The 24,502-nt window shown below is 37.0% G+C and carries 24 protein-coding genes; 16 read left to right on the top strand and 8 right to left on the bottom strand.

The features are described from left to right. Positions 1-46: 46 nt before the first annotated feature. Genes adhE through AC4QJR_RS07710 form a run of 4 tightly spaced genes read left to right on the top strand, consistent with a single transcriptional unit; the run spans position 47 to position 4,961 of the window. The gene (adhE, locus tag AC4QJR_RS07695) at positions 47-2,650 is read left to right on the top strand and encodes a bifunctional acetaldehyde-CoA/alcohol dehydrogenase (protein WP_496525820.1); all 2,604 of its coding nucleotides are present in this window, start codon (positions 47-49) and stop codon (positions 2,648-2,650) included. A gap of 38 nt (positions 2,651-2,688) precedes the next feature. Next, positions 2,689-3,336, top strand: a complete 648-nt coding sequence (locus tag AC4QJR_RS07700) for a hypothetical protein (protein ID WP_496525821.1) — start codon at positions 2,689-2,691, stop codon at positions 3,334-3,336. Positions 3,337-3,354: 18 nt separating this feature from the next. Further along, positions 3,355-3,903 (top strand): hypothetical protein, encoded by a 549-nt coding sequence (locus tag AC4QJR_RS07705; RefSeq protein WP_496525822.1) that lies wholly within the window; start codon positions 3,355-3,357, stop codon positions 3,901-3,903. 5 nt (positions 3,904-3,908) lie between these two features. Further along, on the top strand, positions 3,909-4,961 hold the full coding sequence (locus AC4QJR_RS07710; RefSeq protein ID WP_496525823.1) for an alpha/beta fold hydrolase: 1,053 nt from the start codon (positions 3,909-3,911) through the stop codon (positions 4,959-4,961). Positions 4,962-5,035: 74 nt separating this feature from the next. On the opposite strand, the gene AC4QJR_RS07715 is transcribed toward AC4QJR_RS07710, so the two are convergent. Beyond that, the gene (locus AC4QJR_RS07715; RefSeq protein ID WP_496525824.1) at positions 5,036-5,818 is read right to left on the bottom strand and encodes an alpha/beta fold hydrolase; all 783 of its coding nucleotides are present in this window, start codon (positions 5,816-5,818) and stop codon (positions 5,036-5,038) included. A 152-nt stretch (positions 5,819-5,970) separates the two neighbouring features. Here AC4QJR_RS07715 and phaQ point away from each other — a divergent pair, with 152 nt between their 5' ends. From phaQ to AC4QJR_RS07735, 4 genes are all read left to right on the top strand, one after another. Next, positions 5,971-6,408, top strand: coding sequence for a poly-beta-hydroxybutyrate-responsive repressor (gene phaQ, locus AC4QJR_RS07720; protein ID WP_496525825.1), 438 nt, complete (start codon positions 5,971-5,973; stop codon positions 6,406-6,408). Next, entirely contained in the window at positions 6,389-6,988 is a 600-nt protein-coding gene (gene phaP / locus AC4QJR_RS07725; RefSeq protein ID WP_496525826.1) for a polyhydroxyalkanoic acid inclusion protein PhaP, read from the top strand. Before phaQ ends, phaP begins: the two co-directional genes overlap by 20 nt. 302 nt (positions 6,989-7,290) lie before the next feature. Next, complete coding sequence (locus tag AC4QJR_RS07730; protein WP_496526638.1) at positions 7,291-8,490, top strand: coiled-coil domain-containing protein; 1,200 nt, start codon at positions 7,291-7,293, stop codon at positions 8,488-8,490. 222 nt (positions 8,491-8,712) lie between these two features. Beyond that, complete coding sequence (locus AC4QJR_RS07735; RefSeq protein ID WP_098572535.1) at positions 8,713-9,549, top strand: undecaprenyl-diphosphate phosphatase; 837 nt, start codon at positions 8,713-8,715, stop codon at positions 9,547-9,549. A gap of 86 nt (positions 9,550-9,635) precedes the next feature. On the opposite strand, the gene AC4QJR_RS07740 is transcribed toward AC4QJR_RS07735, so the two are convergent. Continuing rightward, a complete protein-coding gene (locus AC4QJR_RS07740) occupies positions 9,636-10,442 on the bottom strand; it encodes a glycerophosphodiester phosphodiesterase (RefSeq protein ID WP_496525827.1) in 807 nt (268 codons plus the stop codon). 244 nt (positions 10,443-10,686) lie between these two features. Here AC4QJR_RS07740 and AC4QJR_RS07745 point away from each other — a divergent pair, with 244 nt between their 5' ends. Together AC4QJR_RS07745 and AC4QJR_RS07750 are read left to right on the top strand one after the other, a co-directional pair. Next, on the top strand, positions 10,687-10,782 hold the full coding sequence (locus AC4QJR_RS07745) for a YjcZ family sporulation protein (RefSeq protein WP_098572537.1): 96 nt from the start codon (positions 10,687-10,689) through the stop codon (positions 10,780-10,782). Positions 10,783-10,816: 34 nt separating this feature from the next. Continuing rightward, positions 10,817-10,942 carry a YjcZ family sporulation protein gene (locus tag AC4QJR_RS07750; RefSeq protein WP_081825507.1) on the top strand — a complete coding sequence of 42 codons (126 nt, stop codon included), beginning with the start codon at positions 10,817-10,819 and terminating at the stop codon, positions 10,940-10,942. Between the two features lie 25 nt (positions 10,943-10,967). On the opposite strand, the gene AC4QJR_RS07755 is transcribed toward AC4QJR_RS07750, so the two are convergent. From AC4QJR_RS07755 to AC4QJR_RS07765, 3 genes are all read right to left on the bottom strand, one after another. Then, positions 10,968-11,384 carry a YkvA family protein gene (locus AC4QJR_RS07755; protein WP_098572538.1) on the bottom strand — a complete coding sequence of 139 codons (417 nt, stop codon included), beginning with the start codon at positions 11,382-11,384 and terminating at the stop codon, positions 10,968-10,970. Positions 11,385-11,509: 125 nt separating this feature from the next. Next, complete coding sequence (locus AC4QJR_RS07760) at positions 11,510-13,249, bottom strand: AAA family ATPase (RefSeq protein ID WP_098572539.1); 1,740 nt, start codon at positions 13,247-13,249, stop codon at positions 11,510-11,512. Positions 13,250-13,401: 152 nt separating this feature from the next. Beyond that, positions 13,402-13,662 carry a hypothetical protein gene (locus tag AC4QJR_RS07765; RefSeq protein ID WP_098572540.1) on the bottom strand — a complete coding sequence of 87 codons (261 nt, stop codon included), beginning with the start codon at positions 13,660-13,662 and terminating at the stop codon, positions 13,402-13,404. Between the two features lie 175 nt (positions 13,663-13,837). Here AC4QJR_RS07765 and AC4QJR_RS07770 point away from each other — a divergent pair, with 175 nt between their 5' ends. From AC4QJR_RS07770 to AC4QJR_RS07795, 6 genes are all read left to right on the top strand, one after another. After that, positions 13,838-15,418: a peptide chain release factor 3 gene (locus tag AC4QJR_RS07770; protein WP_496525828.1), complete on the top strand. Its 1,581-nt coding sequence runs from the start codon at positions 13,838-13,840 to the stop codon at positions 15,416-15,418. Between the two features lie 140 nt (positions 15,419-15,558). After that, positions 15,559-16,656: an SDR family oxidoreductase gene (locus AC4QJR_RS07775; protein ID WP_496525829.1), complete on the top strand. Its 1,098-nt coding sequence runs from the start codon at positions 15,559-15,561 to the stop codon at positions 16,654-16,656. A 15-nt stretch (positions 16,657-16,671) separates the two neighbouring features. Beyond that, positions 16,672-18,210, top strand: a complete 1,539-nt coding sequence (locus tag AC4QJR_RS07780) for an aldehyde dehydrogenase family protein (protein WP_496525830.1) — start codon at positions 16,672-16,674, stop codon at positions 18,208-18,210. A gap of 106 nt (positions 18,211-18,316) precedes the next feature. Continuing rightward, positions 18,317-18,781 (top strand): hypothetical protein, encoded by a 465-nt coding sequence (locus AC4QJR_RS07785; RefSeq protein WP_098572542.1) that lies wholly within the window; start codon positions 18,317-18,319, stop codon positions 18,779-18,781. A 308-nt stretch (positions 18,782-19,089) separates the two neighbouring features. After that, entirely contained in the window at positions 19,090-19,839 is a 750-nt protein-coding gene (gene sigI, locus AC4QJR_RS07790; RefSeq protein ID WP_496525831.1) for an RNA polymerase sigma factor SigI, read from the top strand. Next, on the top strand, positions 19,836-21,077 hold the full coding sequence (locus AC4QJR_RS07795) for an anti-sigma factor domain-containing protein (RefSeq protein ID WP_496525832.1): 1,242 nt from the start codon (positions 19,836-19,838) through the stop codon (positions 21,075-21,077). The genes sigI and AC4QJR_RS07795 overlap by 4 nt, the downstream gene beginning before the upstream one ends. A gap of 44 nt (positions 21,078-21,121) precedes the next feature. On the opposite strand, the gene AC4QJR_RS07800 is transcribed toward AC4QJR_RS07795, so the two are convergent. The 3 genes from AC4QJR_RS07800 to glcD form a co-directional block, all read right to left on the bottom strand. Then, the gene (locus AC4QJR_RS07800) at positions 21,122-21,319 is read right to left on the bottom strand and encodes an alpha/beta-type small acid-soluble spore protein (protein ID WP_026566245.1); all 198 of its coding nucleotides are present in this window, start codon (positions 21,317-21,319) and stop codon (positions 21,122-21,124) included. Positions 21,320-21,658: 339 nt separating this feature from the next. Beyond that, on the bottom strand, positions 21,659-22,984 hold the full coding sequence (locus AC4QJR_RS07805) for a (Fe-S)-binding protein (RefSeq protein ID WP_496525833.1): 1,326 nt from the start codon (positions 22,982-22,984) through the stop codon (positions 21,659-21,661). Then, entirely contained in the window at positions 22,981-24,444 is a 1,464-nt protein-coding gene (gene glcD, locus AC4QJR_RS07810; protein WP_496525834.1) for a glycolate oxidase subunit GlcD, read from the bottom strand. The genes AC4QJR_RS07805 and glcD overlap by 4 nt, the downstream gene beginning before the upstream one ends. Positions 24,445-24,502 lie beyond the last annotated feature (58 nt).

A 24,502-nucleotide genomic window follows, 5' to 3' on the forward strand; every position in this document is an offset into this window, starting at 1 on the left:
TTTAGTAGAATCAAAGATCAAGGAATGAACTTGGAGGAGATATTATATGGCAGTTGAAGAAAAGGTAGTACATGATAAACAAATAATTACTTCAATGATTGATACATTAGCAAATAATGCAGAGAAATCACTTGGTGAATTCCGTTCATACAACCAAGAGATGGTTGATGAAATTGTCAAACAAATGGCTCTTACTGCTCTTCAAAATCATAAGAATCTTGCAAAATTGGCTGTAAATGAAACAAAAAGAGGGGTTTATGAAGATAAGGTATTCAAAAATATGTTTGCTACTGAGTTCATTTATAACAATATTCGAGATATAAAAACTGTTGGTGTAATCAACGAAAACGATAATGAAGGAATAGTAGAGATCGCCGAGCCAGTAGGTGTGATTGCTGCGGTTATTCCAATAACAAATCCAACCTCTACTGTAATATTTAAATCATTGATTTCGCTTAAAACAAGGAATCCAATTATTTTCGCATTCCCACAGTTTGGCCAAAAATGTTGTACAGAGACCGCGATTTTACTGAAGGAGGCAGCCATTAGGGCAGGTGCACCAGAGAATTGCATTCAGTGGATTGAAGTTCCTTCACATGAAGCGTTTCAGGCCTTAATGAAGCATCCAAAGGTTTCTCTTATTCTAGCAACAGGTGGACCAAATTTGGTGAAAGCAGCTTACAGTTCAGGTAAACCAGCACTTGGGGTAGGTGCAGGAAATGTACCTTGTTATATTGAAAAGACAGCAAATATCAAAAGGGCTGTTAACGACATTATCCTGTCGAAAACCTTTGATAACGGAATGATCTGCGCTTCTGAACAAGCATTAATTATTGATCAAGAAATTTATGATGAAATGAAACAGGAAATGATTTCAAATAATTGTTATTTCCTTAATAAAGAAGAGAGATTAAGGGTAGAGAAGGTTGCCATTATTGAAAAGACGAATACGATTAATCATTTAATTGTCGGATTATCAGCCACAATGATTGCAAAATTGGCGGGAGTGAATGTTCCTGAAAATACCAAGATTCTCATTGGAGAACTTGAGGGTGTAGGGCCAAAATATGCGCTCTCATGTGAAAAACTAAGTCCGATTCTTGCCTGTTACAGGGTTAATAGTTTTGAAGAGGGCATGCAAATTGCTGAGGAAACCTTGGAATATGGTGGTCTTGGGCATTCAGCATCAATACATACTACGGACCAATGCTTAGTAGATTTGTTTGCACTTCGTATGAAGGCAGGGCGAATCATGGTCAATACACCATCGACACATGGTGCAATCGGGGATATTTATAATACATCATTACCGTCATTAACCATCGGATGTGGTACTTATGGAGGGAACTCTGTGTCACAAAATGTAGGGACACAAAATCTCATAAATATTAAAAAGGTTGCAAAGAGAAGAACATTAACCCAGTGGTTTAAAGTTCCATCGCAAATATTCTTTGAAAAAAATTCAATCCAAATGCTAGCCTCTATACCAGGAATCTCAAAGGCATTTATTGTCACAAGCAACAGTGCTGTCAAAAATGGGTATGTTGACAAGGTTGTTTACTATCTAAACAAGAATCAAAGGACAATCCAATTTGAAACATTCTCCGAAGTCGAGCCTGAACCTAGCATTGATACAGTAATAATCGGTTCAGAGCGGATGAGAAGATTTCAGCCAGATTGTATTATTGCTCTTGGCGGCGGCTCTGTGATAGATTCCGCAAAAGCGATGTGGCTATTTTACGAACATCCAGAAACTGATTTTCATAGCTTAACACAAAAATTCTTTGATCCTAGTAAAAGAGTAGTTAAATTCCCAGCACTACGTGGAAAAGCAAAGTTTATTGCAATTCCAACTACATCTGGAACCGGTTCAGAGGTCACAGCCTTCTCTGTTATTTCAGATAATAAAACAAATATAAAATACCCTCTCGCGGATTTCCAATTGACACCGGATGTAGCTATTATCGATCCACAGTTTGTTATGACAGTTCCGAAGCATGTTACCGCTGATACAGGGATGGATGTGTTGACACACGCAATTGAGTCGTATGTTTCCGTATTGGCCAATGACTTTACAGATGGACTTGCATTAAAAGCCATTCAACTTGTCTTTAAGTATTTGCCAATAGCTTACCGAGATGGAAGTAATGAACTTGCCCGTGAAAAAATGCATAATGCTTCTACAATAGCAGGGATGGCTTTCGCCAATTCCTTCCTAGGAATAAACCATAGTCTTGCCCATGTTTTAGGGGCTGAATTTGATATACCACATGGACGCGCCAATGCGATTCTTTTGCCACATGTAATCCGTTATAATGCAGCCAAACCAAATAAGTTCATGACATACCCTAAATATGAAAACTTCATAGCTGATAAACGTTATGCGGAAATTGCTAAAATGCTGGGGCTGCCTGCCGGTACGACTGAAGAAGGTATTGAAAGCCTAGTCCATGCAATTATTAAATTAACAAAGGAACTAGAAATCCCAATGAGTATAGAAGCAAGCGGGGTTGGGAAAGAAGTATTTGATAGCAAAGTAGCAGTTCTCGCAGAACGTGCATTTGACGATCAGGATACGATTGCAAATCCAAAACAACCATTTATAGGCGAACTTGAAGAAATTTATCGTCAGGCCTTTGGTGGTATTTAAATGGAAGAAAAAATTTTTCATATAAGGATGCGAGTAGGATGTCTGAGAAAAGAGAAATTGAACAAGAACCTATCCTTGATACTATCAATAAGGAAGCTGAACAAATTAGAGAAAAAGAGGTGAGCGCTGCACAACTGTCAAGCTTAGACATTCTCTGGCGCAAAGCATTTCAAGAATTAGACGAATGGTCTAAGCGTTCAGACTTCCGAGACGAGATATTTCTAAAGGAAGCATTGTTTTTTGCTGATAGCATCCAAAGGAATCAAGAAAACATAAAAGAAATGGCAGAGAGATTTGATAAGGAATTTACTGAATGGGAAAGGACTGCAAGAGAGGAATTTTTGATGTCCACCACGAGTCTGCAGCATTTCTTTCCACTCAAGTCATACGAAGAAATCAATGCCCAGATTGATCAACTTCAAAAAAGAACCATTTCGATTCTAAGTACACCTTGCCAAGTTATTAGCAAAAATCAATCAATAGATAAATATCTTGAAACGATCGAGCAACATGTGGTCCTTAGGAAAAAAATCAGGAAGCAATATGTCAAAGGTCTTAAACAAGTTGGAAACCTAATATATGAAAATCAAAAAGGTTTTGTTAATTTATTTGCACGACAAATTAAACCGTTGATGTTTCCATTTAATAAATATTTGGAGAAAGAAGAAGAGATGACAAATTCCTAAATAAGGAGGCAAAAAGCCATGTCGAAGGAAAAAAACTATGATCCGTTGCAAGGATTTAGAAGAATAAGTGAAATGTGGGAAAGACAATTGAATGGCATGCTATACATGATCACTGACAATAATGAGTTCGTTCGACTTCTTAGTGTGGGGACAGATAGTCATGCAAGATATATGGAGCATTTAAGAAAGAACCAAGAACTCATGGCAGGTGTAATGAATATTCCAACCAAAAAAGATATTGCAAATGTAGCAAAATTATCTCTTCAAACCGAAGAAAAAATTGATATTTTAGAAGAGCAGGTTTGGAAATTACAGGATAGTTTAGAATCCCTTAGTACGGGTAACGTTGCAATGTTTCAAGATATGGTGACGATTATAAAACAGATAAAGGAAGAATCAGCTTTCATTCAAACAGAGTTTCAAAATTTGAGACAAGAAATCTCTCAAATAACAGATATTAAACAGGAACTTGCAGCCTTGAAAAAACTTGTACAGCCAGTGCAGATTAAGAACAGGGACAATGAGCTTGTTCTGACTGGGACTGGCAGTGAGGATGGAAGGGGCTGAGAAAGATGATAGCTAAAGCACTAAGAAATATTCCATTAGTTGATTTGAAAAAGGAATCTTTAAGGTGGGAACAAGTCTATAAAGTCTTAACAGAACCGAAACCGGATATTGTTCCAACCAAGAGAGAAATTGTTTGGAAAAAAAATAAATCAACATTATATTATCATCCTGCTAAAGAAAAAAAATATCAAATCCCTGTGTTTTTAGTCTACTCACTGCTTAATAAATCGTATATTTTAGATGTCGGGGAAGGAAGTAGTGTAGTAGGAGGATTAACGGAAAGAGGATATGATGTTTACTTCCTTGATTGGGGTTCTCCTGCTTATGAAGATAGTGAGATCACTCTTGATAATTATATCCTTGATTATTTAGAAAATGGTGTCAAACGTGCGTTGGGACATTCCGGTGCAAAAGAAATATCGATGATCGGCTATTGTTTAGGAGGCACAATTGCTGCTATTTTTACCTCACTAACAAACTTGCCTATTAAGAATTTAGTCCTAGCAACGGTACCAATTGATTTCAGTATAGGAATCGTTCCGGATAAGTGGTTAAACGGACTCCAAAAAGGGACAATAAATTTTGATAGACTTTCTGAGGTTTATGGTGTTATTCCATCTGAAATAATGTACGGAATGTTTAGGGGACTTTCACCCGTCTACGTTAGTCCATGGGTAAACCTGATTTCCCGTGCACATGATGATGAATATGTTAAAAAATGGCGGCGGATGGACAAGTGGACAAAAGACTCCGCATCGTTTTCAGGGGCTGCCTTCAAACAGCTATTTAATGATCTTTATAAAGATAACAAACTCCTAAAAGGAGAGCTAACAATTGGCGGAAGGAAAGTAGATTTAAAGAATATCCATTGTTCAGTCTTTGTCTTCTCAACATCACGAGATACCTTGATACTAGAGAAACAAAGCCTCCCTGTTATTGACATGGTTTCTAGTGAGGATAAGACATACGAGGTATTTGAAGGTGGACACGTTTCTTTAGCCTTAACTGGAAAGTTTGCCATTTTTGCGGATAAATGGCTCTGCTCACGGTCACAATAAAATTAGGAATTTCTTAATTAAATTAAGAAGGAAGTAAAAGCGGGAAGGACTCCCCTCCATCCCGCTTTAACAAGTTATGAAGCAGCTTTTTGTTTAGCAAGGAATGTCCTTAAGAGTCGATTAAACCGGTCTTTTGCCTCCAATTTGGCCAGATGGCCGGTATTTCTCATAATAATAAATTCTGAATTTGGAATAAGCCTGTGCATCCAAGCCTGAATCCAAACAGGCAAGACGGAGTCGTACTGACCTCCAATAATAAGTGTCGGAACATCTACCATTGGTAATAACGATAAATTATTTACCTCAAAACATGCTACTAATGAGTCAACAAATATCTGCGGTTTTGGTTGGAAATACTTATTAAACTTTTCAACTGTGTCCTGATTCCACGAATAAAGTGCCATCCGTGCAGCATAATCTGAGTGTTCTTTCATGTATGAAACCTGCTGGAGAAGTTCTTTTCGTGGTTCAAATAATACACTCTTCAGTTTCTTAGGAAAATAATGAAATGAACTAATTAACAGGAGAGTGCGGCAGCGTTCCGGTGCTTGTCGATATATCTCTTGCGCAACTGCACCACCCATTGAAAGACCCAAAATATGAGCGGTTTCAATTTTTAATTCCAATAACAAACCGAGGATATCTAAGGCAAAATTTTTTATTGATATGCCTTCCGTCTTACTGCATTTTCCATGACCACGTAAGTCAGGGATGATCAATTCATACTGATTAGCCAATTCAAATTGGTCTTCCCACCCTTCTTTTACTTCACCTAATCCATGGATCAAGACCAACGGCTCGCCTGTCCCTAAGTGCATATAAGGAACTCCCAATTTACTTATTCTTGCTGCTTCCATTTCACACCACCTTTTTATTTTTATTAGCTTATTGGCAAATAACAGTAAATGAGGACTCTAACTTTTAACTTTTATTCATAAATATTTGCTGAGTTGACAAAATATTACTCATAGGTGTAAAATACACATATACAGGGCGAGGTGATAAAAATATGGTGAATCAGGACAATCAAACGATCAATCCATCAAAAAATTTTGTGCTGCCATTTATTTTATTGCTTCTTAGCAGGGTGTCACTGCATGGGTATGAACTTAGCCAGAAGCTAGAGGCATTCGGTTTTAAGACGCTTGACCAGGGGAATTTATACAGACTGCTAAGACAACTAGAAAAGGACGAGCTTCTATCTTCAGAATGGGATACAACTGGGAGCGGTCCTGCTAAAAGAAAATATTCAATTACTAAAGCAGGAATAACATACTTAAATGGTTATGCCAACCAACTAGAATCCTATCAATCGTTATTGGATCAATTTTTCAAAATGTACACCAGTTTCTTTGAGCTCTATATTCCTTCGTTCCATAAGAAGGATCCAATAGAGAAAGTCAATAATAGAAAGAGGAGGAAAGAGGATGGCACAGAAGAAAAATGAAACGGTCCAGACTGTTAAAGAAAAGAATGTACCAACGGCAGAAGAATCGGTGGCTGCAGGGTCATTTGTACACACTTTTTGGGATCAATTTGAGCTTTCAAGTGAACGGGCAGAACAGCTTCAAGAGAATAGAGAAGATGCATACATTAATGCCTTAAGAGAAGTCATTAATTTCAATAAGCAATTTAGAAAATCGGTTGCGAATTTGTATGAGCAGTCGAAAAAAACAAACAAAGAGATGGTTTCTGAACTAATGCATCAATTTTCATTCGGTAAAGAAGAAATCAAAGATGAGGACTTTCCGGTGAATGAGAGAGAAGAACTTAAGAAAAAGATTTTAGAGGTATCTGAACAATTAGAGAAGCTTGCATTAACGCCAATTAAATCAGTTTTTCAGATTGTCGACCAACTTGAAGATAATTTTGAAAAAAATGCAGAATCAAGCGTAACTTTTGGTCGTGACCGGCGCAATGCGTGGCAGCAGGTTAGGAAGGAATATATTAAATTGGCAAGAGATACTCATTTAAACATTGTTGACCGAAGCAAAGGTAGTCTTAAAGAATTTGTAAAGATGCCGTAACTACTAGTTATCAACTAAGGAGAATTAAAAGAATTGGGGAATATAAGCATCGATTGCAAGTCATAAGAGCCACAATCTCTCTTCTTATATAGAGATTGTGGTTCTTTTATTTGTTGGAGGAACCTAAATATTGAATTATTTTATATTTTGCTGACGTATAGTCAATAATTTCCATTTATATTCATGGATTGTTAATTTGGTAATTACATAGGAATTTTGTTGTGTGACCTAGAATTTAAAATACATAATTCGTCTTAGATGCTGGATGTTTATTTTAAGAAGGCAGGGGAACCAATTTGAAAATGAAGATAATCGCACTATGTACCACCTTTATTATGGGAATCGGGAGTGTTTTTTCTTGTCCATCAGTAGATGCAAAGGAAAATAATCTTAAAAGTGTACAGGATCAGCGAACAGGTCTTCAAACAGATATTTCAAAAGCAAATTTAGAAATTTTTCAAGTCCAAGATGAATTAATTAGACTAGCTGAACAAATTATTAGAGTTGAGCAAGCCATTAAAGATAATAAAAAAATGATTGAACAAACAGAAGAAAAGGTAAAAGCCTTACAATCCCAAGTACAGGATCTTCAGCAAGAAATAGCATCCATTCAAGAGAGAATTAATAAACGCAATGAATTAATAAAAAAACGTGCCTTATCGCTACAAGAAAGTGGTGGTCAGGTTAGATATATACACGTTGTTCTAGGTTCTTCGAGCTTTAGTGATTTTGTAGAAAGACTTGGTGCTGTTGCCTCGATGGTGGAAGCAGACCAAGATCTAGTTAAACATTATAAAGAAGATCAGAATGAAGTCCAAACTAAACAATCTTCAGTGGTGAAAAAGTTAAACGAATTGCAAAATATGAAAACAGAACTTTTATGGATGCAAGAACAAATATTAGAACAAAAAAAGCAAAATGATGCTTTAAAAGCAGAACTTAGGATGAAAGAGCAGGAAAAACTTTCTGAGAAAGCTGATTTACAACAGAAAGATGGAACACTAGCAATAAAAGAAGCGCTCTTATTAAACGAGGCTCAGAATTCTAAGGGAACAGATAAAAATAATGAAACCGTGAATTTGGATGTTCCATTACCTACAACCACCAATGAAGCCATTAATGTGGTCATTCATGCTGGGGAAAAATATATTGGGAACTCCGTTTATGTATTTGGCGGGGGAAGAAACTCTTATGATGTTGCCCATGGTAGATTTGATTGTTCAGGATTTGTTGCGTGGGCCTTCAGACAGGCAGGAATTAAAGTGGGCGCTCATACAGATATCCTAAAAAATACTGGAGAAAGAGTTACCCTAAGTGAAGCGCATCCTGGAGATTTAGTTTTTTTTGACACTTATAAAATAGATGGGCATGTAGGGATTTACCTTGGCGGAGGTAAATTTATTGGTTCTCAAAGTTCAACCGGAATAGCCGTTGCAGATTTAACGCAAGGATTTTACAAAAAGAAGTTTAATGGGCGTGTTATGAGAATTATCAACGACTAACAATATAATGAAAAAACACTGAATGTGGCAATAATTTAAGGCTGCATTTTTTCTTTGGAAAAAAATACATGAAACTAATTTTTGAATAATTGCGTTATTAATAGTGGAGAGTAATTGGAATTTAAAAAATATTGCATTGTTATTGTATAATGAGTAAAATGGATGAGTTATAAATTTAATCACTTACAAAACTTTTGCAACAAGGTTAGGAGATTATCAGATATGGAACTACTTATGATTATTAAAGCTATTATTCTAGGGCTGGTAGAAGGATTAACAGAATTTGCACCAGTATCATCTACCGGGCACATGATTATCGTGGATGATATGTGGCTGCAATCCGAAAAGTTTTTAACACAGCATGGAGCAAACACATTTAAAGTCGTTATCCAACTTGGTTCCATATTGGCGGTTGTTGTCACCTTTAAAGATCGCTTTATTGATTTATTAGGATTGGGGCGCTTAAAAAAACAAGCAGCTTCAGGACAAGTACAAGGCCGTTTAAAACTTTCTCAAGTAATTGTGGGATTAATCCCTGCCGGTGTACTAGGCGTCCTTTTTAACGACTATATTGATGAGCACTTATTTTCAACTGCAACTGTTTTAATTGGCTTAGTTATTGGGGCGATCCTAATGATTCTTGCGGATATTTTTGGTCCAAAACGTCCAAAAGTACAAACAGTTGACCAAATTACTTATAAACAAGCATTGACTGTTGGCTTGTTTCAATGTTTTTCACTTTGGCCAGGATTTTCTCGTTCGGGTTCAACGATTTCTGGAGGAGTATTGATGGGGATGAGTCACCGTGCTGCCGCGGACTTTACCTTTATTATGGCTGTGCCAATCATGGCCGGAGCTAGTTTTCTCTCTTTATTAAAGAATTGGGAGTATATGACGTTGGATGCCCTTCCAATTTTTATTGCAGGATTTATTAGTGCCTTTATTTTTGCTCTTTTGTCTATACGCTTTTTCCTAAAGCTTATTAACAAAATAAGATTATTACCATTTGCTATTTATCGGATTGTGCTGGCTATTATCCTGTATGTAATATTTATCTAATTCGTGGCTTCTCTGTATTGTTAAACCAAAAGGTTAATAAAGAATGTAAGTGGGTCTATTAAGTCAATAATAGACCCTATTCCTATTTATGATAAATCTGGAAAGTCACTGATAATTCCTTCAACATGGAAATGATTAAGCGTTTTTAAGTCATTCTTTTTATTAACAGTCCAAATCATTGTTTTAAAGCCATGGTGGTGAATTCTTTTAATCAACCGCTTATTCACCATGGTTATTTTGGGATTTACATACGACACATAGCTTGAAAAGGACTTTAAATTTTTATTCGAAATCATCTTCACACCGGAGTTTTTAATCAAAATGCCTATTGGAATGGTAGGCAGAAGGTCGTGAAACCGTTTTAGCGCACCACGGTCAAAGGACTGAACAATAATTTGCTTGTCAACGGATGTTAACTCTCTTTTCTTCAATTCCTCCGCAAGTTTTTCCTCAACCAGGGGATAAAGTGAGGGTTTTTTTAATTCAATTAAAAAGCCGATTTTCCCTGCAAACTCCTCAAATACCTCAGAGAGAGAGGGGATCTTCTCACCCGTAAAATTACAATGAAACCAACTTCCTGCATCAAGACTTTGAATTTCTTGTAAAGTAAAATCCTTTACTTTCCCTTTCCCATTAGTTGTTCTGTTAACGGTTGGATCATGTATCACAACTAATTCATGATCTTTTGTCATTTGAATGTCAAGCTCGAGGTAGTCGACACCTAATTCTACGGCTTTCCTAAAGGATGAAATTGTATTCTCTGGACAGTAGCCTGCCGCGCCTCTATGACCGATTTTCAAGGGGCGGCTTTCTTTCTTTTTCTCACTAAACCGTGTGATTGCTCTGTATATGATCATGATAAGTACGAATAAAAGCGTAGCAGCATTTCTCAAGTTGGTGCCCCAATCTATATATATTTGTGAACATGGTATGAAAAATAGATAAGAATGTCAATTCGAAGAGGATAAAATTGTAAAAAATATTTTTCTGAGGGCTAATTCCTTTATTGTACTTGAATTTTTCCTTAATTATGGGCTTCTTCTTTTTTATTAAACTGGGTAATTTGGATATGTGTCTATCGCACATTTTTAATCAAGTGAATAGGATATATGGAATTAAGAAAAGGAGGTAATGTAAATGTCAGGTGTAGCTGGTGGATACGGCGGCGGATTTGCCCTACTGGTCGTTTTATTTATTTTGTTAATCATTATTGGGGCTTCATGGTGCTACTAAGAAATCAACTTAGATAAAAAGGAGGTCTTGAAAAATGTTTGGTTACGGATATGGAGGATGCGGATACGGATATGGAGGATGCGGTTACGGCGGCGGTTTTGCTTTAATCGTAGTATTATTTATCCTCTTGATTATTGTCGGTGCAGCTTGCTTTAGATAAAAACGTAAAATGGAGGCCCGCTTGTTTAATCAAGCGGGTTTTCATTTGAAAAAGCCCGTTTCCATTTACTAAAAGCATCTAATTCATTGGAGATTTTCTTTACAGTAAAGCCAATCAAAGCTGCATCATCCAGGATCCCCAGACCAATAATGAAATCTGGTACTAAGTCAAGTGGCGAAACAAAGTAAAGAAGGGTACCAATGACAGTAAGAATTGTGCTGGGTGAGACATTTTTATATTCACCTTTTGAATAGGCTTTAACTAATTCAAAAAATAATTGCAGTTTTTCCCAAACATCGCCTAAACTTCCTTTTTTCTCATTTGCCATTTTTATCGCTTTGTTAAGCAACCCCTCTGTTTTTTGCGGGTTTCCAAGATATTCTTTAGCTTCGGTAGAATATTTATGCTGCTCTTTTTCAAAAATCTTAGTTTTACCGAACAATGCATTCACTTCCTTTTTGTGAAGTCCATGCTTAGTTTACCACCAAATAAAAAAAACATTAGATATTTTATCATAAATGAAAACCAGGTGCCCAATAAACAGCACCTGGTTTTCATAGGTTATCTTTATACTAAGACCATATTATCACTTATGGTTGCCGGTGTTCCCCAAACTATTTCTTCAATCTCTGAGCCTTCAAGTGTTTCTTTTTTTAATAATGCATCGACCAATTGTTGATACTGATATTGATGGTTATTAATTAGACTCTCTGATTTTTGTAAAGCTTTTTCAAATAGCTCTTGCATCTTTTCTTCTTTATCTTGTTTTTTGAAGGTCAATGTAAATCCTTCTTGAAGCATACCGGTATCTACCATTTGTTCGATAATTTGTTTTGCTTGTTGAACGTCGCCACTTACGCCGATGCTGTGTTCTCCTAAATGAATTCTCTCAGCAACCCCGCCAGCTAATATCATTGCTACGCGCTCTAATAAGTCACTGGTCGTAGATAGATGCAATTCCTTTGGAATTGGTGCAACATAACCGAGCGCCTCTCCACGAGGGATAATGGTTGCTTTCCTAACGGAACCAGGTTTCGTCAATGATGCTACAATGGCATGACCAGCCTCATGAATTGCGACCCTGCGTTTTGTATCATAATCTTGTAATGACCGGGAAGTGCTTCCTAAAATCGTTCGATCAAGGGCATAGTCAATGTCCTGCTTTTGGATGGACTCTTGGCCGTTCCGAACAGCTCTTCTGCTAGCCGTTTCGAAAAGTGATTGGAGCTCTGCACCTGAAAAACCTGAAGTACTTTCTGCCAATTCATCTAATTGTGCAAGAGCATCTTTATCAAATGATTTATCTTTAGCATGGATAGCGATTATCTCTCTTCTTCCTTTTGTATCTGGAAGTGGTACATGGAAGGAAAAATCGATTCTTCCAGGACGAAGGAAGGCTTCATCCAACATGTCTTTTCTGTTTGTGGCAGCAATAAAAAGAATTCCATCATTTGAATGTCCGCCATCAAGTTGTACAAGTAATTCTGTTAAGGTTTTTTCGGCTTCCTCGCCGCCATGTGCCTTTCTTTTTGCTGCTAAAGCATCGACCTCATCAATGAATACAACGGCAGGACCTTGCTTTCTTGCTGCTTTGAACAATGAACGGACCCGGCTAGCCCCCACTCCTATAAACATTTCATTAAATGACGAACCGCTTGCCGAAAAGAAAGCGGCGTTTAATTCACGGGCAATTGCTTGAGCGAGTAATGTTTTACCTGTACCTGGCGGTCCGTACAAAAGAATACCTTTTGGTGGTGTAATCCCTAATTTTGATGCACGCTCAGGTTCTTTTAGGGTCGAGAGAGTTTGTAATATTTCTTCCTTCATTTCGTCCCCGAGTCCACCCACATCCTTCAAACTAATGGAGGGAAGGGTTCGCGACTTTGCAACACTATTCTTCATTGAATTATTTATTCCCAATCCACCTTTTGTTTTTTGAAGCGTGAATGCTGCTCCAGCCAAGAGAAGGATAACGCCGCCTAATATCCATTTTCCATATTTACTGCTCTTTGAATAGGAGTATTCAATATTGTATTTAACAACCAACTTATCTACCATTTGACTGTTCGGTGGGACATGGGAAAGATATACCGTTTCACCAGCATGAATATAAAGGCTTCCATCGGGTTTTTCAGTTATACTTACAGTTTTCCCTTGTTGTGCTTGAATAGTTTTCTCAACAGAGGAGAATGGTATAGCAACTTCATTATTGGTAGTTTGAATAATCCAGACGATTCCTGCAATAACTAATATTAACGCTGCAATGAGCGGAATAAATTTCGAGACTTTTTTTATACTTGGTTTCAATTTTCTTCATCTCCTTCAACAGAGTTCTCCTCTATTATAAAGGGGTTTCCAGAAAAATGGATGTGGGAATCGTTGGGAAACTAGAAATGCCCGCATAAAAAAAATAAACCAGCACAATTTTTTTTAAAATGCGCTGGTGTGGTTTATAAAAGCTACGATAATAAGCGAAGATGTGGAATGATTGGATGTAATACACTTTGAGCAATTGAGCCAATACTGGCACCGATACAGGATGCTTTATTCCATTTAAAAACATGAACTTTTTCATCTTTTCCTTCAAACAAGAACAATAATTGGTCATCTTCTTCAGCAATTCCAATTTTTTCATAAGAAATTTTGTTTTCGTTGAGGATAATTTCAAAGGCTTTATGCAATAAATTCAAAGTCTGTTGATCGATTTTAGTAATATCCAAGTCAGGTACCTCCGATGTGTTATGTAATCACGATATTTATTTTTCATCATTACCGCTTTCTTTCATTATATTCTTTATGCTTTCGGGTTTAAAGAAATATTGCAAAGTTTCCGTTTGAGAGATAAGATTGAAGTTATGGACAAAAATTTTTATTGTCAAAAGAGAGGAAAACGAAATGGGTAACAATTTTAAAGAAGATGTATTGTCACGCCGGACATTTGCGATTATTTCCCACCCAGATGCCGGAAAAACTACGCTAACCGAAAAATTATTATTATTCGGAGGCGCTATTCGAGACGCGGGAACTGTAAAAGCGAAAAAAACAGGAAAGTTTGCAACCAGTGACTGGATGGAAATTGAAAAGCAACGGGGGATTTCCGTTACCTCCAGTGTCATGCAATTTGACTATGAAGGATTCCGAGTTAACATTTTGGATACGCCTGGACACCAAGATTTCAGTGAAGATACGTATCGTACTTTAATGGCTGTAGATAGTGCTGTAATGATCGTTGATGCTGCCAAGGGGATAGAGGCACAAACACTCAAACTATTTAAAGTATGCCGGATGCGCGGAATTCCTATTTTCACATTTATGAATAAACTCGATCGTCAGGGCAAGCCGCCGCTTGAACTGTTAGCTGAATTAGAAGAGGTTCTAGGCATAGAATCATATCCGATGAACTGGCCGATTGGGATGGGGAAAGAATTCCTTGGTATTTATGATCGATATAACAATCGAGTGGAACAGTTCCGAGTAGAGGATGATGACCGTTTTATACCGTTAAATGATGACGGAGAAATTGCCGGAGACCATCCACTAAAAAATTCTGGACTTTATGATCAAACACTCGATGAAATTATGCTCCTCAATGAAGCAGGGAATGAGTTCTCAGCTGAAAGAATTGCAGCAGGTAACTTAACACCAGTATTTTTTGGAAGTGCGTTAACTGCCTTTGGAGTTCAAACATTCTTAGAGTCATACTTAAAGTTTGCTCCGTCTCCAATGGCGCGCAATTCATCCATAGGAGAAATTGATCCGTTAGGGGAACAATTTTCAGGTTTTGTGTTTAAGATTCAAGCAAATATGAATCCTGCCCACAGAGATAGGATTGCCTTTGTCCGTGTGTGTTCTGGGAAATTTGAGCGGGGAATGACAGTGAATATTCCGCGTTTGAATAAACAAATCAAGCTCTCGCAATCAACTTCATTTATGGCTGAAGAACGGAATACTGTCGATGAAGCGGTTAGTGGAGATATTATCGGATTATATGACACAGGCACATATCAAATTGGTGATACTTTGACTACCGGGAAAAATGATTTTCAATATGAAAGACTTCCGCAATTTACACCAGAATTATATGTTAGGGTTTCCGCTAAAAACGTCATGAAGCAGAAGTCCTTTTATAAAGGAATTCAGCAACTGGTTCAAGAAGGAGCCATTCAGCTATATAAAACCGTTAAAACTGATGATTATTTATTAGGTGCCGTTGGTCAATTACAATTTGAAGTTTTTGAGCATCGGATGAGAAATGAATATAATGCCGAAGTTTTAATGGAAAGAATGGGTTCAAAAATTGCCAGGTGGGTAGATAGTGAAACGGTTGATGAAAATCTATCGAGTTCTCGTTCAATGTTAGTGAAAGATAGATATGATCATTATGTATTTTTGTTTGAAAATGACTTTGCTCTCAGATGGTTTCAAGAGAAAAATCCATCGGTTAAACTCTATAATCCAATGGACCAAAATGATTAAGAAAAGTGGCGGAATAGAATCCGCCACTTTTCTTAATGTTTATTAAACTGAAAATTCAGACTAATTACCCATGGACAAATCTTTTCTTAGGACTTTACAATGATTACAATCGTTTTGATAAAGACTAAGGAGGAGATAAGTTGGGAAATGGTTTCTTTTTTACTGGGTTTCCTGGGTTCATTTGTAATCAATTGATTCGCGAAGTAATAAAAAATAATCAATTAATAGGATCTGTTTTTGTCCTAGTCCTGCCTAATATGGTTGAAAGAGCAAAAAAAGAATCGGAAGCTATAATAGCGGAATACGGGTTAGATGAGTCCACCTTCCACATTATTGTTGGAGATATAACCAAACCGTTTCTTGCTATTACAGAAGAAGAACAGGAAATCTTACAACAAAGGGTTACCCATGTTTTTCATCTAGCAGCCATTTATGATTTAGCGGTTCCAAGAGAAATAGCGCAAATAGTGAATGTAAATGGTACGGAAAACGTAAATGAATGGGTGCGAAGATTACCAAACCTAAATAGATATATTTATTTTAGTACTGCCTATGTGGTCGGAAATAGAGAAGGTACTCTTTATGAGACGGAACTTATTACACCACCTGGTTTTAAAAATCATTATGAACAAACGAAATATGAAGCAGAGGTTTTAGTGGAAACATTAAAAAAAGAAATACCTGTTACTATCATTCGGCCGGGGATTGTCAAAGGCCATTCCGATACGGGAGAAACCATTAAATTTGATGGCCCTTATTTTATTATGAACTTTTTAGATCGGTTAAAATTTCTTCCTCTCATACCTCGACTAGGGAAAGGTGAAGCTTATGTGAACCTTGTTCCCATTGATTATATTATTCAAGCAACTGCGTATCTTAGCCAATTAGACAATGCTGCTGGAAAAACGTATCATCTAACAGACCCACATCCCTACCGTGCTTCAGAAATATATGAAATCCTGATGAAAGAAATGCTAAACAAACAACCAAAAGGAACGATTCCATTAACTGTCGGGAAATGGTTCCTTTCTATTAAACCGTTGCGCAAATTTCTGGGAGTAGAGAAAGAAGCATTGGACTACTTTACTTGGAAGGGACAATTCGATTGTACACAAGCTGTCACAGACCTAAGGGAATCAGGGATCGCCTGTCCTGACTTTAAAGATGGAATTAAACCAATGACAGAATTTTACTTACAACAAAAAGATAACCCAACCTTTCATATTAAAATTATTTAACGGGGGTGATAATAAATGGATGCAATTCAAGAAAAGCTTAAAATAATTGCCCCAGCAACAGGAGAGCGGCTGGGGGAAATTCCTGTAACATCTGTTAACGAAGTCGATTCCTTTTATCATAGGAGTAAAACAGCGTTTAAGCAGTGGAGTAATCTGACTATGTCTGAAAGAGGAAAGTATCTATTAAGACTTAAAGATATTATCGTAGAGCAGATGGAAGATATAGCAAAAACAATCGCTGCGGACACTGGAAAAGTGGTAACAGAGGCCTTGGTAGCTGATATCATGCCAACCCTGGACAGTATTGATCACATAATAAAACATGGGGAGAAAATTCTTCAGCGCCAAAGAGTAAAAACGCCTCTTTTACTGATAGGAAAGAAATCATTTATTGAATACATGCCAAGGGGAGTGGTTTTGGTAATTTCGCCATGGAATTATCCCTTTCAATTGGCAATGGTCCCGATGCTTAGTGCTTTGGCCTCTGGGAATACAGTGATTTTAAAACCATCAGAAGTAACTCCACTAGTAGGGAAATGTATGGAGGGGCTTTTTGCTAAAGCGGGCTTTCCGATGGGAGTTGTTCAAGTTGCACATGGTGGAAAAGAGGTTGGGGAAGCTTTCACAAATGGGAAACCGGATTATATTTTCTTTACTGGATCTGTCCGGACTGGGAAAATCATTCAACAAGTTGCTTCAAAACATCTAATTCCAACAACCCTAGAACTTGGCGGCAAGGATCCAATGATTGTATTTGCAGACGCTCATTTGGAGCGTTCGGCAAAAGGGGCAGTGTGGGCGGCATTTACTAACAGTGGTCAAGTATGTATGAGTGCAGAAAGGCTGTATGTTGAAAAATCAATTTATCCTAAATTTCTATCTTTACTAAAAAAAGAAATTTTAAACTTAAAACAGGGGAACAATGAAGATGACGATGTCGGTTCGATGACTTTCCCAGCTCAAATAGAAATTTTAAGAGACCAGTTAGAGGATGCATTGAGCAAGGGAGCAAGACTTGAGACCGGTCTAATGCCTGAAAAATGGAACAATGGAATGTTTTTACCGCTTATTGTAGTTACAAATGTGAACCATGATATGAAAATAATCCAGGAGGAATCCTTTGGACCGATTCTGCCAGTCATTCCTTTTGAGAGTGAAGATGAAGTAATAAGTCTTGCAAATGATACGGTTTATGGGTTAAATGCAAGCGTTTGGTCAAATGATCATGTAAAAGCCAGAAGAGTATCCTCTAAACTCGTATCAGGAGCAGTAGTGATAAATGACGCTATTATTAGTATTGCCCATCATGGCCTTCCCTTTGGAGGGGCAAAACAAAGTGGAATCGGCAGGTACCATGGGGATGCCGGGTTAAGAATTTTTTGCCATGAAAAAGCTATTGTCGAGGACCTCGGCCGGAAAAAGAGTGAAATTCATTGGTATCCTTATCAAGGAAAATACCCATTATTTCTTCAGCTTTTTAAAAGTTATTTCCAAGCTAATCGAAACTGGATTATATTTTCAAAAACCTACTTACGCATCCTCAAAAAGAATTAAGTTGGGAAAAATAATAGAATATCCGCTATTTTTTGGCAGAGATGGATAAACTAAGTTAAGTGAATTTTTAGCTTTAAAAATATGCCACGAGAAGCGGGACTGTACGATGAAAAAGATGAGCAAACTTGAAGCTGTTTTTTGGAATATTGCTTTTCCTGGTTTTAGTCAATTGTTAATGGGTCAATATATCAAAGGAATATTGTTTGTTACATTAGAAGTAATGATCAATTCAAATAGTCACTTTAATTCGGCAATCATGTATAGTTTCTTAGGAGAAATTAACAATGCAGAGAAGGTACTTAATTATCAATGGCTTATGTTTTACCCGTGTGTCTATTTGTTTTCCTTGTGGGATGGTTATCGTTCAGCTATGCCTGAAAATGAAAAATACTCGTTTTTTCCATTTGTCTTCGGTGCCTATTTTGTTACTGTAGGATTAATGGTATCGCCTAAGGTTACAATTTTTCAAATTCATCCTGGCCCAGTTTTTTTACCGATGCTGTTTTTAATCCCTGGGTTGCTTATTGGTTTTTTAATTAAATTTTTATTGTCTTTAAAGTTTCAAAAATAAAAATTACTTATAAAAAGCTTCAAATCAGGATATTCTGGTTTGAAGCTTTTTATTGGGAAAATTTTTTTAAAATGAACCCCCACAAATTGCTTCAGATGGAGCGTAACTATGTAGTAAAAATAAACTTTTTATACATTAGGAACAAGATAAAAGGATGTGGTTTGGGAAAAAGAAAAATAAATAAATAAGGGTTATAACAATAAACAGGAAAAGATAGCCTTTGTTGGGGCTGTTTTTTTAAAATGCTTACCCCAAAAAAGTCCAAGATAACACTCATATGTTATAATTGGTCGAATAGAGGTGAGCATATGCTAGGTTTATTGTTTATGGCCAAAAAGAAAAAGAAGAACACCTTGGAAGAAACGGTTCTTCTGATTCAACAAGGTGACCGTTATTTACTTGATGAAATTATTAATTCCTACAAACCATTTATAGCAAAAACAGTATCTTCTGTATGCAAACGATATATCTATGAAACCGATGATGAATTTAGTATTGGGCTCATCGCGTTCAATGAAGCGATTGAGAAATATTCTACAGAGCGTGGGAACTCCTTATTGAGTTTTTCTGAAGTCATAATCAAAAGAAGAGTAATTGACTATATTCGTAAGCAATCCAAAAATCAACATTTAAGTTTTGACTTAACTAATGATACAAATGAAGAAGAAACAGCTGGAACAATTATTGTTAATGAACTCTCATTAGATGATTACAAGAAAAAGAATGATGAACAATTAAGAAAAGATGAAATTGTTCATTTTCAGAAATTATTAACTACTTTTGATTTAAGTTTTTCTGATTTAGTTGAGAATTCACCTAAGCATGTCGATGCACGCAAAAACGCAATCATCGCTGCAAAATTGTTAGTCGAAAACGAAGAATTAAAAGAAATGTTATTTAATAATAAACGGCTGCCCATTAAACAGTTAGAGAAAATGGTAGATGTCAGCAGGAAGACGATTGAACGAAATAGGAAATATATTATTGCCATTGCACTTATATTATCTAGTGATTATGTTTATATGAAAGATTATATAAAGGGGGTGCTAGACACATGAAAAAGGGAATTATAATGGAAATTGAAGAAGAATTCCTAACGCTTATGACCCCTGAAGGTGAGTTTTTACATAGCAGAAGGCAAAATCAGCCCTATGCAATTGGGGAAGAAATTCACTTTTTTCCAATAGATCATGTTAAAAGCTCAAAACCTTTTAGTTGGTTTAATAGCATTTTTAAATTTAAACCTGTTTGGGCACTAGTGGCTGCGTTCGTTATTATGCTTGGCTCATTTTTCCCAATGTATCAAAGTAATAAAGCGTATGCCTATATGTCAATTGATGTTAATCCAAGTATCGAACTTGGTGTTAATAAAAAGATGCAGGTTGTTGAAATTATAGGATTTAACAATGACGGTAAGAAGATTGTCTCGCACCTGACTAATTGGAAAAAGAAAAATGTTTCTGAATTAGCACAAACGATTTTCGCTGAAATGAATAAAGAAGGTTATTTGAGTACAAAAGAACACGTTACCATTTCCGCAGTAAGGACCACCGATCCTGATGAAAAAGTGGAAAAGGAACTTAAAGCAAACATTGAAGAAATTAAAGCATCAGTTGACAAACAAAAGGTTGAACTTATAGTTGTAAATCCTACTAAAGAAGAATTAAAAAAAGCGCATAAACTTGGCATTACAGCTGGTAAATTACACGATAATAACACCAAAGTTTCCATTAATAGAACAAATGAAGTGAAAACGAAAGATAAAAAGAAAACTACCGATAGTAAACCTAAACAAAAGAAACAGCCTGTTCACTCTACTCCTTCAGGGCCAGTGAAGAAACAAACAGAAAATAAGGCCGTTCAAAATAAGGCATTTGCAGAAAACAAAAGGCAATTGGAAAAGAAATGGATAAATGGAAAAGTTAATCCACCTGGACAATTGAAAAAAATAGATGAACATAATATAAAACAAAATCAAGAGCGGCCTATAAAACAAAATAATAAACAAAAAGAAAAAAAGGCTGAGAACAAAAAATCACAGAACCAAGAAAAGTCTAACGGGAAAGACAGTCATAGAGACCCCGTCAAAGAAAAAAAAGATGAGAACAAAAATTCGTTATACCAAGAAAAGTCTAAAAAGAAAGACAATCATAATGGTATCGATAAAAACCAAAGTAAATGGAAAAATAAAGAAAAAGAAATAAACAAACATGAGGATAAAAACTATAAACATCATATCAATGAAAATAAAGATGATGACCAAAAAAATAAAAATTCTCATGGAAGAAATAGATAAATAAAGTCCGGAAGTAATTCCGGACTTTTTCCATATTTATGAAATTATTGTTGTTGTCCAGATAATTGTGCTTGTGCCTGTTGGACAAGGCGTTTTGTAATTTCCCCGCCTACAGATCCATTTGCTCTTGAAACTGTATCTGACCCTAAATTGACTCCAAATTCTTGGGCGATTTCGTATTTAACTTGATCTAAATATTGTTCAATCCCAGGTACTAACAACTTGTTACTGCTATTAGCCATATAAATCAGCTCCTTATTTTCAATACAGAGATAATTTTACCTCTGTATAGGTATTATTAATTTATTTTGTTGTTTTATAAGTGGAAATGTTTTTCGTTATTGGATATAAATTTTTTAATAAAATGGCTGTGTTAAACTTGTCTGTTGATTTCCGTTCCAGGCACTTCGCTTTCCGCGGGCGTGCCGGAGAGCCTCCTCGGCGCTTTTAGCGCCTGCGGGGTCTCCCCTGCCCCGTACTCCCGCAGGAGTCTTCGTGCCTTCCACTCCAATCAACAGAGTGTTAAAATTAATTTTTAACACAGCCAATTAAATAAAAAAGAGCCAAACGGCTCTTTTTTACTATGCCTTCACTGCCTCTAATAAGAGGTCAACGATGTGAACACCTCGCATTTTATCAGCAAGTCCTTCCTTTTCAATCCCAACTTTTACTTGTAATAAGCAGCCAGGGTTAGTAGTAACAATTGTGGAAGCGTGGGTATTTTTTGCTTGGTCCATTTTGTAATCAAGCATTTTCATTGACATTTCTGATTCGATAATATTGTATATACCGGCCGAACCGCAGCAACGGTCTGCATCATTCATTTCAACATATTTAGCTCCTTTAATGGACTGCAGAAGGAGCCTAGGGGCAGATGCAGTTTTCATCACATTTCTTAAATGACAAGAATCCTGATAAGTAATTATCTGAGGTGGGAGCTCTAATTTTACCCTTTCATGGAAGTTAACTGAAACTAAAATTTCAGTTACATCTTGAATTTTTTCGGTAAACTTCTTAGCGCGGTCACTCCACTCTGGGTCTTCTTTTAATAAGTGATCATAACCAAGTAAGAATGCACCACAACCGCCGGCATTCGTAATGATAAAATCAACATTTAAATCCTCAAATGCTTTGATATTTCTCTTGGCAAGATCTTTTGAACTCCCTTTTTCACCATAATGACCGTGCAGGGCACCACAACAGGTTTGCTCCTCAGGAATAACAATTTCACAACCAGCCAGTTGGAGTAATTTGATGGTAGCATCATTTGTTTTCATAAACATGGAGTCCATCAAACAGCCGCTAAAGAAGGCAACTCGGTGTGTTTGTTTTCCAATTGGTTCTGCATGAACCGGTCTATTTTTCAGTTCTTTCATCGTTGAAACTGGTGGAAGTATTTTTTCCATTAAGGTTAAATGCTCAGGCAACATACCTAAAAATCCAATTTTTCTCGCCATAGTTTGTAAACCAGAACGTTGGTAAAACCCAATTAACCCTGTCACATTTTTCATTCGTTTTGGATGTGGGAACAATCCCTCGAAAACTGTTTTTCGAACGATGCTAGTCGATAATGAGTATTTCTTATTCTGACTGACAATATCACGTGCTTCTTCAAGCAAATGACCATACTTTACTCCAGATGGGCAAACAGTTTCACATGCCACGCAGCCAAGACATAGGTTAAGCGAACGCTCAAAGTCTTCATCCGGTTCAATTAAACCATCGGTAACAGCCTTCATTAAGGCGATTCTGCCCCGCGGGGAATGTGATTCTTTATAGCCTGATTCAATATATGTGGGACACGCGGGTAAGCAAAAACCACAGCGCATACAATTTAATAATTCATCTTCATTCATTCTGACTTTAAACTGTTCTTGGATGATTTCTTTTTCTTTCACTGTTGTCATTTTGAAACCACCATGTGTTTTTTGTCGTCTGCTGCGAAAACTGTTCCCTTGCCAGAAACTACCACTCGCTTCCTATAACTTTTTGCAAAAACCTTACCCGGATTCATGATATTATTTGGATCCAAAGCAAGTTTAATGGCTTTCATCACGGCAATTCCTTCTTTACCCAGTTTCCATTCAAGATACGGTGCTTTCATAACTCCGACACCATGCTCACCTGTAATGGTTCCTCCAAGTTCCACTGCTCTTTCAAAGATTTCTGCAAAAGCCATCTCGACACGTTCCATTTCTTCGTGATTTCTTGCATCTGTTGGGCATGTAGGATGGAGATTTCCATCACCTGCATGGCCAAAGGTACAAATTTGCAGATTGTATTTGTCAGCAATGTTATTAATTGCGTTTACCATTTTCGCTATTTCTGACCTTGGTACAGTAGCATCTTCAAGTACAGTAGTTGGCTTGAGTCGTGCAAGTGCAGAAAGTGCTGTGCGCCTTGCAGCAGCTAAGGCTAATGCTTCTTCTTCTGAAGATGCTACTTGAACGGAGACGGCACCTTCCTGCTTACAAACCTTGATGATTTTTTCAATATCACGTTCGACGACTTCAGGTGAGCCATCTTGTTCAATTAATAGAACTGCTTGAACGTCTGTAGGTAATCCAATTTGAGAATAGTCTTCAACTACTCTGATCGTAGGTTGATCTAGGAACTCAAGTGTGACAGGTATAATTTTATTGGCAATAATTTTGGAAACAGATTTTGCTGCAGCTTCTAGATCCTGATACAAGGCTAGCATCGTTTTCTTAGTTTCAGGCATGGGGATAAGTTTTAAAATTGCTTCAGTGATGATCCCAAGAGTTCCTTCTGAACCTACCATTAACCGGGTAAGATCATACCCTGCGACATCCTTTGCCAGTTTTCCACCTGTTCTTACGATATCTCCGTTTGGCATGACAACCTCAAGACCAATCACATAATCCCGGGTGACTCCATATTTAAGTCCACGTAATCCACCAGAGTTTTCGTTAATGGCTCCACCAATTGTGGCAATTTTCATTGAACCTGGATCGGGTGGATAAAAAAGTCCTTTTGCTGAAGCAGCGTTAGCTACATCGAGGCATATGACCCCTGGCTGGACAGTAATCGTTAAATTTTCTTCATCTAAGTCAACAATACTGTTCATATGCTTGAATAGAATAACTACGCCACCCTCAGTTGGGCATGTGCCTCCACAAAGATTTGTCCCGGAACCTCTCGGTACAATAGGCACTTTATTTTCATTACATACCTTAACAACTTCTGAAACTTCCTTTGTATTCCTTGGGCTGACAACCGCATCCGGCATTGCCTGCAAGTTTGGGGTTGAATCATAGGAATAAACAAGTCTTTCGGTTTTGGCATCATCAAAATTTTCCCTTGAAACAATGCTGATTAATTTGTCTTTTACTACTTTGGAAAGCATGCTGTTTCCTCCATTCACTTCATTCACTGAATACGCCTACAAGGTAAATGTGTTTTTA

Source organism: Neobacillus sp. BP17 (assembly GCF_059579525.1).